Here is a 12935-nt window from a genome sequence, read left to right as displayed (position 1 = left end):
ACACAGGAATAACGCATGAACGAGTTGGATTTCAGCGGCAAAACGGTGCTGGTCGTCGGTGGCTCCAGCGGCATCGGTAACGGTATCGCGCAGAACTTCCGTCAACGCGGCGCCGAGGTGCACGTCTGGGGCACTCGTCCGAGCGCGCAGGATTATGCCGACTCGGCGGATTCGCATCTTGAAGGGCTGCACTACGCGCAGGTCGATGTCTCCAACGCCAACCTGATCGAGGCGGCGATCGTGCCGTTCACTCGACTCGACGTGCTGGTTCAGGCGCAAGGTACGGTGCTGTACGACCGTCAGGAATTTCTCACCGACGGCTTCAAGAAAGTAGTCGATATCAACCTCACCAGCCTGATGATTTGCGCGCAGAAGTTCTTCGAACTGTTGAAGGAATCACGAGGCGCAATGCTCATCGTCAGCTCGGCCGCCGCCTTCCATTCGACCCGCGGCAATCCGGCCTACAACGCCTCCAAGACCGGCGCTTTCGGTTTGACGCGCACGCTCGGGGAGGCTTGGGCGCGTGAGGGTATTCGTGTCAACGGTATCGCGCCGGGCCTGGTGGAAACCAAGCTCACTCGCGTCACCACGGAACACCCCAAACGTCTCGAAGGTGCGCTTCGTGGTATCCCGCTGGGCCGCCTCGGCACCCCGCAGGACATGGCCAACGTTGCGCTGTTCCTGGCTTCGCCGCTGGCTGGCTACATGCTGGGTCAGACCCTGTTGGTCGACGGCGGCATGCTGCTCGCTTGAGCGCCACTCATATTTTTAGGAGCACGACATGGCCTGGGATTTCGAAACCGATCCGGACTTTCAAACGGAACTGGACTGGATCGACCGCTTCGTCCGCGAAGAGGTCGAGCCGCTGGAACATGTACTGGGCAGCCCCTGGAACATCCACGATCCGCTGTTCAAGCAATTGGTGCGTCCACTACAGGCGCAGGTCAAGGCGCGCAGGCTCTGGGCCTGTCATCTTGGTCCGGAGCTGGGCGGGCCGGGATACGGCCAGGTACGCCTGGCCCTGATCAACGAAATTCTCGGCCGCGCACTGTTCGCGCCTATCGTGTTCGGCTGTCACGCGCCGGATTCGGGCAACGGCGAAATCCTCGCCCACTACGGCATCGAGGAGCAGAAGCGCAAATACCTCGAGCCCTTGCTCGATAACGAGATCGTCTCCTGCTTCGCCATGACCGAACCCCAGGGCGGCGCTGACCCCAGCGTGTTCACCACCGAGGCCGTGCGCGATGGCGATGACTGGCTGATCAGCGGCGAGAAGTGGTTCGGCTCCAATGCACGCTATGCGGCGTTCTTCATCGTCATGGCGGTGACCGACAAGAGCGTATCGGTGCACAAGGGCACCACCATGTTCATCGTGCCGGCGAATGCGCAGGGCGTGACCATCGTGCGCAACGTCGGCATAGCGGATGATCCGGAGGCGACGCACGCCTACCTGCGTTTCGATAAGGTGCGGGCATCGTCCGCCGACCTGCTCGGCAAGCCCGGCGAAGCCTTCGTCGTCGCTCAAGTGCGACTCGGCGGTGGTCGCGTGCACCACGCCATGCGTGTGATCGGCCAGGCGCAGAGAGCGCTCGATGCGTTGTGCGAGCGCGCCCTGTCGCGCACCACGCAAGGTGGCCTGTTGGCCGAAAAACAAATGGTGCAGGAAAAGATTGCCGACTCCTGGATCGAACTGGAGCAGTTCCGGCTGCTGGTGATGCGCACCGCCTGGCGTATCGACAAGTACCAGGACTATCTGCGCGTGCGCAAAGACATCGCCGCGGTAAAGGCGGCGATGCCCAAGGTGCTGCATGACATTGCCGCCCGTGCGCTGCATGTGCATGGCTCGATCGGCGTATCCGAAGAGATGCCGTTCGCCGGGTACATCCTGCGCTCCTTCCAGATGGGGCTGGCGGACGGGCCGACCGAGGTGCACAAGGTGACGGTGGCCAAACAGCTGCTCCGCGACTATCAGCCAAGCGACAGCCTGTTTCCCAGCTACCATCGCCCGACTGCGACGGCGCTGGCGCGTGAAAAATATGCTGACGCGCTGGCGACGCTGGAACAAAGCGGAGAGCAGCGTTGAGCGGCGGGGCTGACTGGCATGAGCTGGTCGATCTCGACCGTTTGCGTGCCTGGATGGAAGAGCGGGAACTCGCATCCGGGCCGCTGGAAAATGCCGTGCGACTGACGGGTGGCACTCAAAACCTGTTGCTGCGCTTTCGGCGAGGCGAGCGTGAATTCGTGCTGCGTCGACCATCGGCGGCGCTACGGGAAGTAGGCGGCAAGACCATCTCCCGCGAAGCTCGCATGCTAAAAGCGCTGGCGGGCAGCCGGGTGCCGCATGCGGGCTTGGTCGCCGCCTGCGATGACGAGGCCGTTCTGGGCGCGAAGTTCTACCTGATGGAGCCGGTGGATGGCTTCAATCCCAATTCCGCGGCCGGCTTGCCGCTGCCCCATGCCGCCGACCGCGACATGCGTCGGCGCATGGGGCTGGCCATGGTCGATGCGCTGCTCTGCCTTCATGAGCTGGACTATCGAGCCATCGGCCTCGACGACTTCGGGCGCCCCGGCGGTTTCCATCAACGACAAGTCGCGCGCTGGCTGCATCAGCTCGAAAGCGTCGCCGGCTGTGCCGGTTGGCCGGGCGCAGGCAGCCTTCCTGGGCTCGACCGGCTGGCGCGCTGGCTGAATGACAACTGCCCGCAACGGTTCAGCCCCGGCATTCTGCATGGCGACTATCACCTGTCCAATATGATGTTCAGCCGCGAGGGGCCGGCGCTCAGCGCGATCGTCGATTGGGAGCTGGCCACCATTGGCGATCCTCTGCTTGATCTGGCCTGGCTGGTGGTGACATGGCCGGACGCCGGCGGCCATGGCGCCGGCACGATCGAGGTGCATCCCTGGGACGGCTTTCCCGCAGCGGATGAATTGGTGGCGCGCTACGTGGTGGGCAGCTCCCGAAGCTTCGAAGCCTTTACCTGGTATCTGGTACTGGCGGCTTTCAAGCTTGGCATTTTTCTCGAAGTCAGTTACGCCCGCGCCTGCGCGGGCAAGACATCTATGGAACACGGTAGAAAGCACCACGCCTCGGCGCTGCGGCTGTTCGAGAAGGCGTTAGAGCGTATTGGCTAGCTGTCCGAGCAAGCCGGCTTCGCGGAGCTAGCCAGCGTGAACCTTGGGTCGACTCAGCGAGGGTCGATTCGTTGCCAACACGGCGCTAAGCACGAAATCGATCGCGTAGCTGCGCCACGCTTTCAAGCCTGCGGGTGTGTTGGTATCGAATCCCGTTGCGGTGGAAGTGATGTGGCGACTGGTGAACCAGAGGGTGGTCAGTAACATGGAGGCCCCGCAGAACATGCGCGCGTCTACGTCAGGCAGAAAATCTTCGCTTTCAACGCCGCGTTTGAGGATTCGTCCGATCAGATCTATCAGCGGTGCGGCTATGGCACCGAAGCGATTCTGGTTGTACGTTCCATGCTCATGGAGGCGAAAGCTCTCCTGTGCGAGTGATCGCAACTCAGGATCCGCGCCGTATTGATCGAAAAGGTATTCCAGTAGAGCTGTCAGCGCCTGGCGTGGCGGCAACTGATCAAGGTCCATCGATAGCAAGTCTTTTATGATCTGCGCCGTGCTTTCGTCCAGCACGCTGGTGAACAGAGTCTCCTTATTGCTGAAGTATTGATAGATTAACTGGCGCGTGACGCCTGCCGCGGTGGCAATTTCCTCTAGCCTCGCACCAGCGAGGCCCTTTTCCGCAAAGATTCTGCGCGCCTCCACAAGTAGACGCTCCAGAGTGGCGCGTTTTCGGGAAAAGGCTTCGGTCTCGCGTGGCGGATGCATGGTGTCTCGACATCTTATTGGAAAGCATCTGAGCCTAAGCCATCTCGGCGAAGGCAGCCAGGCCAGTGAATGGTGCATACCGTTATGATTGAGGTCTGCCTGCCCTCAAAGTGGAATGTAGGCTCGATATCGAAATTTACTTTGGCTGCGCAGAATCGCATCCCGTGCGTTTCAGTCTGTGATCGCCTCCAGCCAAATCGCTTCGGCGGGGCAGGCAGCGGCGCCCTCGCGAGCGCCTTCTTCCAACTCCGGCGGCACGCGGTCGATGGTTAGATAGACAATACCGTCATCGTCTAGTTTGTAGATTTCCGGACAGACCGCAGCGCAGAGTCCGTAACCGCAGCAACGGCTGCGGTCGGCGATTACTTGGTATTGGGTTGTGTGCAGGCTCATGGTGTTTCTCCGGCCAGGTTCAATGACAGAGCGGAAGATTGGCGAAAATGAGGACGCCCCAGAGGCTTGCTCGTTTCCGTAACGCTGCCCATTTGCTCGGTTCAGGCATGATGTCCTCCCGTAGTGCAGCGATTTCCGGCGGGCGTTAGACAACGGTGGAGGGGCGGCCTTGCGGCCGCCTCGTTTACGTGGCCCGTCACGCGCTCAATCCCACAGCACATGGATGTCGCGGGTACCACGCAGCTGTCCACCGGAAATTCGGGGTGCTGGCTTGGATGGGTCCAGGCGCATGTTTGGAAACAGATCGAGCATCGCGTTGATCGCGCAGTTCAGCTCCACCTTGGCGACGAACTGCCCGATACACATATGCGGGCCGAAGCCGAAGCCGAATGACGGCTTTACTTTGCGGTCGATGTCAAACTCGTCCGGGTTCTCGAAGACGTCCTCGTCGCGGTTGCCGGATATGGTCATGCACTGAACCATGCCGCCTTTCGGCACGATGATCCCGCCAATTTCCACTTCCATCGAGGTCTGGCGAACCTTGAAGGTCGAGATAGGCTCGTGGCGGATCCCCTCGTCGATGAGTTTGCCGATGAGGCTGCGGTCGTTGCGTATCCGCTCCACTAGTTCGGGACGTTGCATCAGGTTGGTCATGATGCAGCTGAACGTGCGAGTGGTGGTTTCCCCAGCTGCCGGGGTCAGCGAGCGGACGAATGTTGTGATCTCATGGTCGTCCAGTGAGCGGCCTTCGGCTTCGGCGTTGATCAGGCGACTGATCAGGTCTGTCTCTTGGGTGCCTTGGGCTCGCCGTGCAACGACGACCTCCTTGATTCCATCATAAAGGTGCTTGGCCGCCTGACCAGCCAGTGGTCCGTAGATCTTGGCTTTTTCCGGATCGATCTGGTTGCCCGCCACCATGGCTAACGCCCAAGTAGCGTACGTCTTGTATTTTTCCGTGTCGCTGGTTGGAAAGCCCATCAGGGCATACATGACGCGAATCGGGAAATCCAGTGCGAAGTCCATTAGATTGGCTCGCTTATCCGCCACCATCGGTTGCAAATAGTCTTCGCGGATAACCCGGTCGATTTCCGGACGCCACTTGTTGACCGTCTCAGGCATGAACACCGGTTGCAGCAGCGCCCGGGTCCGGCGGTGCTGCTCGCCGTCCATGGCAAGGATGATCAGGCCGTCGAAGAACGCGCCTAGCCCTTCGGCGATGAAACCATTGGTGTAGGTTTCGGCGTCGCGCATGATGGCCATGATCTCCTTGTGCTTGAACACTGTCACCGTCGCCTTGGCCGCTTTGGCGCCAGCGTTTGTCGGCACCTTCAAATAGGTATCGACGAAATCGCCCTTCATCACCGGTTCGTTATGGCGGTACTGGCGGCACAGCGCGTGAATGTCTACATCGGTGCCGAGGTATGTGTCGCTTACGGCGTGATAGGCCGCGACGATGTCGAGTTTTTCAAACTGGCTCATTGGCTTCGATTCCCGATTTGGTTTTGTTGTAGTTGTTCTCATGCCTCGAACAGGCGACTTGGGCATGTGGCCGGCATCCAGGCAAGTTGGAGCCGGGTGGCATTCGTTTCCCGAGCGGCGATAACCGAGTCATTCGCGTGTCCGCTTTGGGCGTCTGTTCAGCAGAGCGCTCACCCTAACAGCGACAGCGATTTCTCGGGCGGGAAGCCGTTTACACGGCGTAAAGTCGTGGTGCCCAAACGCCTCAGGACAAGGGTGCGAATTCTCCTTGGTCCGCCGTTAGCGCGGCGTTGCGACTTGTCGATCCAAGGCCCCGTTGGGTACGGAGGCTTGGGTTTTCTCCAAGTATTTCGAGCAAGCAGCGCTGGTGCGCAAAAACTCAATACATGAAAGGTTCCCTACATTCCGTTTGACTTCGGGTTAAACGAAAAACCGTATGTAAATGGCGATACGCCCGCAGCGTCCGATGTTGCTTACTAAGCTTCTGGATGAACTTCATTCACTCATGCCCGTTGCCGTTGCGCGAAACATGACGTAATCGCCAGGAAGCCGCCTTTATACGAAGGCCCATATAGTTTGGAGCACAGGCATGCAATTGAATAACAAGCGCGTCATCGTTACGGGTGGCGCACGAGGAATTGGCGCCGCGGTAGTCGCGGCTTTTGTAAACGAAGGCGCCCATGTGGCGAGTCTCGACTTAAGCGAAAGCGCCCCGCAGGAGGCAATCGAGGGCAATGGCTGGGCTCGTTCGCATATCTGCGATGTCTCGGATACGGAATCGGTAAAAAGGGCCTTTGCTTGGGCTGCCGCACAGTTGGGCGGGCTGGACGTATTGGTCAATGCTGCCGGAATTGCGCCCAACGCCACTGCAGATGAAATCACCCTGGATGAGTGGGAAAAAGTGTTCGCGGTGAATGCTCGCGGCACCTTTCTGACCAATCGCGCAGCCTACGAGCATATGCACCAAGGTGGCGGGAGGATCATCAACTTCGCCTCAGCCGCTGGCGTGGGCGGGCAGCCAGGCAAGGCACACTACGCTGCCAGCAAGGGCGCGGTCCTGGCATGGACGCGCACCGTCGCACGCGAGTGGGGTCCGCACGGCATTACCGTTAACGCCATCGCTCCGGCGATATGGACGCCGATGTATGACGCCACTCGCGCCAGCATGAGTGACGCACAGCTCGAGCAGCACGATGCATTCATGGCCAGTCTGATCCCGCTGGGAGGTCGGCTTGGCGATGCCGCGCAAGACTTGGCACCCGTTCTGGTTTTTCTTGCCGGCGAAGGTTCGCGCTTCGTAACAGGCCAGACTCTAATGATCGACGGCGGAATGTTAATGCTGAGTTAAGTCAGCGACCGGAGCACTAGTTGCCACGGAGCGGCTTTGACATTCAGGGGCATCCGCCCCGCCTTACCGGAGGTAACGACAATGAATAAGAACATGTTGATCTTTTGCGGTCTGGCTATCTGTCTGCCTGTAACGGCAATGGCTGATGGGCTCGATCTGGACAAGCAGCTGAACGGTCTCGACATCGAGACCGAGGTGGTTGGTTCCAGCGGAGGAGGGAGTGCTGGCACGGCCACTGCCAGCACAACGCAGATGCTGCAGATCACTAACAATGCCGATGTCAGCGTTATGTGCGAACTGCAGCCGGGACCGGCTGAAGCCCAAAGCGACGCGCCGCCACCCACCACCATAGAGCCGGGCGAACAGACCAGCCTCGCCGTGCCGGGTAAATACACCGGCGCACCGTTGCAAGCCAAGTTGGTCTGCGAGCCTCAATAAATTTGCAGTGATGCAGTGATAAAGAATCGCCGGGCATATGCCCGGCGACTTCGTTCTTCTGACACCCCGTGCGGCCGCGCACTTTATAAGCACATCCCCGCGTGTAGCACTATCGTGCTACTTCAGGCCGCCGAGGAAGTCCATCTTGCCTAGCGACACGCCGCGGTGCCGCAGAATGTCGTAGGCGGTGACGACGTGGAAGAAAAAGTTCGGCAACGAAAATATCTGCAGGCTGCCCTGGCCGGTGAATGGAAGGTCGGCTCGCGGTGTGGCCAGCACTATTTCGCGGTCTTCGCTGCCGTTGAGATCCTCGGGGCGAACGCTTTCCAGAAGGGAGACGGTTTTGCTAATCCGCGAGCGCAGCTCGGCGAAGCTGCGATCTTCATCCTTTTGGAGTTCGGCAGGCTTGCCCGTGATGCCTGCGACAAACAGCAGTGGATGCAAGCATGCCATCTGAATCTGCTGGCTGAGGTTGAACATGTCATCGGTCAAACGGGCTTCAAGCAGGTCTTTCGGATCGGAGCCCGTTTCGTCCACATGGGCCTGCGCCTTGGCGAGGATGTCTGAAAGGTTGTTCAACAGGCGGGTGAAATAAAAAACAGATGACTGGTGCATAGTGAGCGCCATTGTTGTTCTCCTGTTAAGGCGTTCAATAGAAACGGTCGGCGTGGCTGTAGAGTCGCCCGGCGACCGCGCGGACATCAGCGTTGGGTGATACGGCTGACAATGGCCTCGGCATTCATCTGCCGCTCGGGTAACGCTTCCTTTGGAATCTTGAAGCCACCCTTCAGCCCGTCGTTGATCACGCCGTACATCCCCTTGTTGAAGTCGTAGATGACGTTCTTCACAGCGTATGGAATCTGCTTGTCATACAGCTGAACGCCACTCAGGAACATCGAGCGGTAGAGGTTTCCGTCCTGGTCCCAGGCGTCATACAGGCCTGCTCCAAAGGTGTCTTCGTCCAGGTAGTAGTGGCGCTTGCTGTACACGTGGCGCATGCCGGGCTTGAGTGTGGCTTCCACTACGTAGACGCGATGTAGCTCCCAGCGTTCGTACTTCGGATTGGCGTGATGATCGCTGAACTGGTCCATCTGGTCGGCTTCGAAGTTGAACTTGTACGCGTTGTAAGGAATGAACATTTCCCTCTTGCCCACCAGCTTGAAATCGAAGCGGTCCTGCATGCCAGCGAACATCTGCAACTCGTCGAACAACGTCACGCCACCCTGGCTCGCCACAGGCGTGTCATAGGCGAACTCAGGCGCGAGCTTGACGCGGCGCTGGCCTGGCGTGTAGCTCCAGGCGCGGCGTGGCTTCTTGGTCGGGTCCAGATAATCGCTGATACCTGTTACTTCGCCGGCTCGGCGCGCAGGCTGTTTGTTTAGAGAAAACACACGAGCATACATTTCCGGGTCACGATCATCGCGGTCTGTCTGGTAGTAGGGGAATTCCTCGAAAGTGGCCTGTTCGGCGGCCTTGGTGATGGTGCCGTTGCTGTCAATAACCCAGCTGTTGGAGGAGGTCGTAGTGGTAGCGGTCGGCCCGTTCTTGTAGCGCAGCAACTGGTTCCACATCACTTCGTTGCCGGTTTTCGGAATCGGATACGGCAGGCCGCCGCGGCATGCCGGCTCGATGGAAAGCCCATCGTTATAGGTCTTGCATGCAGTGGCGTTACGCACAGTCGCTTCCATCACATTTTCCGGATACGCCGCAGTGCGATGGGTCGGATACACGTCCATGTACCAGGTTTCCGGATTCTTCTTGAGCAGGTGCTTCTGGCCATCGCTGAGCTTGTCGGCGTACTGGTCCGCGTTGGACGCATCAATACGGTACAGCGGCTTCTCGTCCCTGAACGGGTCGGCCCAGAAGCCACTGTCGGGCTTGAAGTCGGCAGGCGCGGTGGTCAGCCCGCCTTCATACGCGGGGATCGTGCCTTCGGCATTACCGGCCTTGGTCGCGCCAAAGAGGGTGAGTTCGTTGCCCAGTTGCTTGGCTTCTTCGGGGCTGACTGCGGCAATAGAAAACGTCGTGATGCCGCTGAGGGCGGCGCAAAGAGCGAGTTGGAGTTTCATCGTGGGGTCAGTCTCCGTTTTTGGATTTATTAATGGAGCTTCTTCGAGCAGGAGCGAGGTCGTGCATCAGGACCTACCCTAGCCGTTAACGGTTTTTGCGGCTTGCGTACCGTTTTATCTCGGGTCAAACGAAACAGCGCCGAGTCGCTGGCGAATAAATGGTGGGGTTGTAGGCTGAGGTACAGCAGCCCGTGACGGCAGGTTCCGATCGATCAACACATTGCAGGCGCCAGGCGTAAGCCTCGATTTCACGACCGACAAACGGGTACTGATGCCGATTCGACTCGCCACGCGAGCGAATCCCCGTAACCAGGAGCGACTGGTGGTTCGCTGCTCTACCTTCGGGTGAGCAGCTTTTTTTTGTCCGCACGTCCGACGACCATGCAGGCTTCGCGGTGTAGTGCTCGCCGAGGCGATCAATCGCGGTGCCCGGCCAGGGTGATCGACACGGATTCGGCAAAGCGCAGGGCATGTGGCTTGTCGATTTCCACTTCGGCATAGCGTACGGCCTGTGGCGCCATCGCCAGATCCAGCACTTCTTGGGTCAACCGCTCCAGCAGGGCGAAGCGGTTTTCCTCGACATGCCGAATGATCGCCTTGGTGATGGTGCGGTAATTGAGAGCCTGTTCGATGTCGTTATCGCGTACCGCATCGGCGGCCGGGTACAGGATGGTCAGGTTGATCAGCACGTCCTGCTTGTTACGGATTTCATCTTCCTTGATGCCGATATAGGTACGCAGGCGCAAATTCTTGACACGGATCCGCGCCATCCCCGGTTCCAGTCTCGGCATGTCAGCGGCCTCGAATGAGCTGCAGAAATTCCTGGCGGGTGTTGTACGAATCACGGAACCCACCGAGCATCACCGAAGTTGTCATTACCGAATTTTGCTTCTCGCAGCCCCGCATCATCATGCACATGTGCTGCGCTTCGATGACCACGGCGACGCCAGCAGCGTTGGTTACCTGCATGATCGCGTCGGCGATCTGCTTGGTCATGTTTTCCTGAATTTGAAGACGCCGGGCGAACATATCGACGATCCGCGCCACTTTGGACAGGCCGAGGACTTTGCCGGTAGGGGTGTAGGCAACGTGAGCCTTGCCGATGAAAGGCAGCATGTGGTGTTCGCACATTGAATAGAGCTCGATGTCACGGACGATGACCATTTCATCATTGTCCGACTCGAAAAGTGCGCCGTTGACGACTTGCTCAACGGTCTGGCCATAACCCTGGCAGAGGTACTGCATGGCTTTTGCGGCCCGCTTGGGTGTGTCCACCAGACCTTCGCGTTCCGGGTTTTCGCCGACACCTTCAAGAATGCCGCGATAGTGCTGAATCATGTCTTCGTTCATAACTGCTTCCTTAACGTTCGCCTCGATTGTGCGGAGGCTATTGGCATTGAGGTGAAGCACCTTTGTATTTGAAGCAACTGCGTCGGCTGCTCAGGCCGAGCGAGCCCGCGGTAAAGATCGTTCCGCGCTGGGTCCCGCCAGCCCACCAACCGCCATCTGCGTCACTACTGCTATAAAACCTTCGACTGCAGAGGCATCGTCCGGTGACCACCACGTGGGCGCATCCTCGAGGATCGACATCAGGCTGCGCGCGACAGCACTCCTTTGTCCGGCCGCGGCCGGTGAGGGTATCTGCCGAAGAATTTTTTCCAAGTGATCGACGTGAGCCTGTCGAGTTGCCTCGATTGAAGCGCGTTGCTCGGCGCTCAGGCAGCGGGACTCCCGGCGAGCCAGCACCAACCGATGTTGATGCATCAGGTTGTATCGAATGTGCAGGTCGACGTAGCTGCGCAGGCGGGTCAGCCCGTCCGCCTGACAGGGATCATCGGCCTCCAGTAGATCCAGCAGGTCCGTTTCGTGCTCCTCGATCAGCTCGAAAAGCAGGATTTGCTTGCTCTCCATGTGGTTGTACAACGAGCCGGCTTGCATGCCGAGCGCCATGGCCAACTGGCGCAGGCTGACCGCCTGAAAGCCATGCTCGACGAATAGTGTCAGCGCCACTATTCGTAGTTGCTCATGCACCGGCGGTGTGTCAGCCCGCACCGGTCGGCTGGCGTCGCCGTGGGCGAGGTCAATCAGCGGTAGCGGTCTGCCCCGTTGGTAGCTTGCGCGCATAGAGCGGTTCACGGTCAGTCGCGCTGCAATGTCAATGCGACGCCCTGGCCACCACCGATGCAAAGCGTGGCCAGACCTTTCTTGGCGTCACGGCTCATCATCTCGTGCAGCAGGGTAACCAGCACACGACAACCGGATGCGCCGATAGGATGACCCAGGGCGATGGCGCCGCCATTGACGTTGACCTTGTCGCTGTTCCAGCCCAGCTCTTTGCCGACTGACAACGCTTGTGCGGCAAAGGCTTCGTTTGCTTCGATGAGCTCGATTTCTTCGAGTGTCCAGCCGGACTTGTCCAGGCACTTGCGAGTCGCACTGACCGGTCCAATCCCCATGATCGCCGGATCTACGCCAGAGCTGGCATAACCCTTGATGGTGGCCAGAATCGGTAGGTCAAGCGCTTTGGCCTTGGACGCGCTCATCAGCAGCACCGCTGCCGCACCATCGTTAAGCGTCGAGGCGTTGCCGGCTGTGACGCTGCCGTTCTTATCGAAGGCTGGTTTGAGTTTGGCCAGTGACTGGGTCGTGGTGTCTGTCCGGGGCTGCTCGTCGGTATCGAACAGCAGGGCATCGCCTTTGCGCTGCGGGATGGATACGGGTGTGATTTCCGCCTTGAAGCGACCACCCTCGATAGCGGCCGCCGCGCGCTGTTGGGATTGCGCGGCGAAGGCGTCCTGTTCCTCCCGGGTCAGTTTGTAGCAGGACACGAGGTTCTCTGCGGTGATACCCATGTGATAGTCATGAAAGGCGTCAAGCAATCCGTCCTGCAGCAGCGAGTCGGCCAGTTGGGCATGGCCCATGCGTAGGCCAGTGCGCGCCTTGGGTAATACATAAGGCGCGAGGCTCATGTTTTCCATGCCGCCGGCAATGACGATTTCGGCATCGCCGCAGCGTATTGCCTGGGCGGCCAAATGCACGGTTTTCAGGCCGGAGCCACAGAGCTTGTTCACTGTCATGGCTGGCACGCTATAGGGAAGGCCAGCATTGATCGCTGATTGCCGCGCGGGATTCTGCCCGCATCCAGCGGTAAGCACCTGGCCCATGATCACTTCGTCGACCGTGGCTGGGTCGATGCCGGTTTTCTCCAACAACGCGCGGATGACCGTGCTGCCCAGTTCCGTCGCGCTCACGTTGGCTAGCGCGCCTTGGAAAGCGCCGATTGCAGTGCGAGTTGCGGCAACGATTACAACGTCTTGCATGTTTTATCTCCTTGAACCCTGATGCCGCGGTGAAGCGACCCTGCAGGG

At 59.4% G+C, this 12935-nt stretch carries 14 protein-coding genes; 5 read left to right on the top strand and 9 right to left on the bottom strand.

Annotated elements, in window-relative coordinates:
• Window positions 1-15 precede the first annotated feature (15 nt).
• From NA619_RS12145 to NA619_RS12135, 3 genes are read left to right on the top strand one after another with little or no spacing between them, the layout of a single operon-like run.
• A complete protein-coding gene (locus NA619_RS12145; RefSeq protein WP_255962109.1) occupies window positions 16-753 on the top strand; it encodes an SDR family NAD(P)-dependent oxidoreductase in 738 nt (245 codons plus the stop codon).
• Between the two features lie 28 nt (window positions 754-781).
• On the top strand, window positions 782-2083 hold the full coding sequence (locus tag NA619_RS12140; protein ID WP_255962108.1) for an acyl-CoA dehydrogenase family protein: 1302 nt from the start codon (window positions 782-784) through the stop codon (window positions 2081-2083).
• A complete protein-coding gene (locus NA619_RS12135) occupies window positions 2080-3132 on the top strand; it encodes a phosphotransferase family protein (protein WP_255962107.1) in 1053 nt (350 codons plus the stop codon). Before NA619_RS12140 ends, NA619_RS12135 begins: the two co-directional genes overlap by 4 nt.
• 27 nt (window positions 3133-3159) lie before the next feature.
• On the opposite strand, the gene NA619_RS12130 is transcribed toward NA619_RS12135, so the two are convergent.
• From NA619_RS12130 to NA619_RS12120, 3 genes are all read right to left on the bottom strand, one after another.
• Window positions 3160-3840 carry a TetR/AcrR family transcriptional regulator gene (locus tag NA619_RS12130; RefSeq protein ID WP_255962106.1) on the bottom strand — a complete coding sequence of 227 codons (681 nt, stop codon included), beginning with the start codon at window positions 3838-3840 and terminating at the stop codon, window positions 3160-3162.
• A gap of 171 nt (window positions 3841-4011) precedes the next feature.
• Complete coding sequence (locus NA619_RS12125) at window positions 4012-4233, bottom strand: ferredoxin (RefSeq protein WP_021208044.1); 222 nt, start codon at window positions 4231-4233, stop codon at window positions 4012-4014.
• 204 nt (window positions 4234-4437) lie between these two features.
• Window positions 4438-5712 (bottom strand): cytochrome P450, encoded by a 1275-nt coding sequence (locus NA619_RS12120; protein ID WP_255962105.1) that lies wholly within the window; start codon window positions 5710-5712, stop codon window positions 4438-4440.
• A 589-nt stretch (window positions 5713-6301) separates the two neighbouring features.
• Here NA619_RS12120 and NA619_RS12115 point away from each other — a divergent pair.
• The gene (locus NA619_RS12115) at window positions 6302-7060 is read left to right on the top strand and encodes an SDR family NAD(P)-dependent oxidoreductase (RefSeq protein ID WP_131647887.1); all 759 of its coding nucleotides are present in this window, start codon (window positions 6302-6304) and stop codon (window positions 7058-7060) included.
• 81 nt (window positions 7061-7141) lie between these two features.
• A complete protein-coding gene (locus NA619_RS12110; RefSeq protein WP_131647889.1) occupies window positions 7142-7498 on the top strand; it encodes a hypothetical protein in 357 nt (118 codons plus the stop codon).
• A gap of 117 nt (window positions 7499-7615) precedes the next feature.
• Here NA619_RS12110 and NA619_RS12105 read toward each other — a convergent pair whose 3' ends face one another.
• The 6 genes from NA619_RS12105 to NA619_RS12080 form a co-directional block, all read right to left on the bottom strand.
• A complete protein-coding gene (locus NA619_RS12105) occupies window positions 7616-8200 on the bottom strand; it encodes a DUF1993 domain-containing protein (protein WP_255962104.1) in 585 nt (194 codons plus the stop codon).
• The gene (locus NA619_RS12100; RefSeq protein WP_255962103.1) at window positions 8200-9567 is read right to left on the bottom strand and encodes a DUF1329 domain-containing protein; all 1368 of its coding nucleotides are present in this window, start codon (window positions 9565-9567) and stop codon (window positions 8200-8202) included. The genes NA619_RS12105 and NA619_RS12100 overlap by 1 nt, the downstream gene beginning before the upstream one ends.
• A gap of 416 nt (window positions 9568-9983) precedes the next feature.
• Window positions 9984-10358: a dihydroneopterin triphosphate 2'-epimerase gene (gene folX / locus NA619_RS12095; protein ID WP_255962102.1), complete on the bottom strand. Its 375-nt coding sequence runs from the start codon at window positions 10356-10358 to the stop codon at window positions 9984-9986.
• Window position 10359: 1 nt separating this feature from the next.
• The gene (folE, locus tag NA619_RS12090) at window positions 10360-10917 is read right to left on the bottom strand and encodes a GTP cyclohydrolase I FolE (protein WP_042926793.1); all 558 of its coding nucleotides are present in this window, start codon (window positions 10915-10917) and stop codon (window positions 10360-10362) included.
• 90 nt (window positions 10918-11007) lie between these two features.
• Complete coding sequence (locus NA619_RS12085) at window positions 11008-11691, bottom strand: TetR/AcrR family transcriptional regulator (protein ID WP_255962101.1); 684 nt, start codon at window positions 11689-11691, stop codon at window positions 11008-11010.
• Window positions 11692-11705: 14 nt separating this feature from the next.
• A complete protein-coding gene (locus NA619_RS12080; protein WP_255962100.1) occupies window positions 11706-12887 on the bottom strand; it encodes an acetyl-CoA C-acetyltransferase in 1182 nt (393 codons plus the stop codon).
• Between the last annotated feature and the right edge of the window lie 48 nt (window positions 12888-12935).

It is taken from the genome of Stutzerimonas stutzeri (assembly GCF_024448895.1).
Lineage (GTDB): Bacteria > Pseudomonadota > Gammaproteobacteria > Pseudomonadales > Pseudomonadaceae > Stutzerimonas > Stutzerimonas stutzeri_Q.
The sequence above is the reverse complement of the archived record's forward strand: the minus strand, read 5'-3'. Positions and strand labels throughout refer to the sequence as shown.

Bases quoted from the DNA above. Each gene is read 5' to 3' on its own strand.
- NA619_RS12145 (WP_255962109.1), top strand. From the start codon at position 16: ATGAACGAGTTGGATTTCAGCGGCAAAACGGTGCTGGTCGTCGGTGGC.
- NA619_RS12140 (WP_255962108.1), top strand. From the start codon at position 782: ATGGCCTGGGATTTCGAAACCGATCCGGACTTTCAAACGGAACTGGAC.
- folX (WP_255962102.1), bottom strand. From the start codon at position 10,358: ATGCCGAGACTGGAACCGGGGATGGCGCGGATCCGTGTCAAGAATTTG.
- NA619_RS12120 (WP_255962105.1), bottom strand. From the start codon at position 5,712: ATGAGCCAGTTTGAAAAACTCGACATCGTCGCGGCCTATCACGCCGTA.
- NA619_RS12130 (WP_255962106.1), bottom strand. From the start codon at position 3,840: ATGCATCCGCCACGCGAGACCGAAGCCTTTTCCCGAAAACGCGCCACT.
- folE (WP_042926793.1), bottom strand. From the start codon at position 10,917: ATGAACGAAGACATGATTCAGCACTATCGCGGCATTCTTGAAGGTGTC.
- NA619_RS12100 (WP_255962103.1), bottom strand. From the start codon at position 9,567: ATGAAACTCCAACTCGCTCTTTGCGCCGCCCTCAGCGGCATCACGACG.
- NA619_RS12110 (WP_131647889.1), top strand. From the start codon at position 7,142: ATGAATAAGAACATGTTGATCTTTTGCGGTCTGGCTATCTGTCTGCCT.
- NA619_RS12105 (WP_255962104.1), bottom strand. From the start codon at position 8,200: ATGTCCGCGCGGTCGCCGGGCGACTCTACAGCCACGCCGACCGTTTCT.
- NA619_RS12115 (WP_131647887.1), top strand. From the start codon at position 6,302: ATGCAATTGAATAACAAGCGCGTCATCGTTACGGGTGGCGCACGAGGA.
- NA619_RS12125 (WP_021208044.1), bottom strand. From the start codon at position 4,233: ATGAGCCTGCACACAACCCAATACCAAGTAATCGCCGACCGCAGCCGT.
- NA619_RS12085 (WP_255962101.1), bottom strand. From the start codon at position 11,691: ATGCGCGCAAGCTACCAACGGGGCAGACCGCTACCGCTGATTGACCTC.
- NA619_RS12080 (WP_255962100.1), bottom strand. From the start codon at position 12,887: ATGCAAGACGTTGTAATCGTTGCCGCAACTCGCACTGCAATCGGCGCT.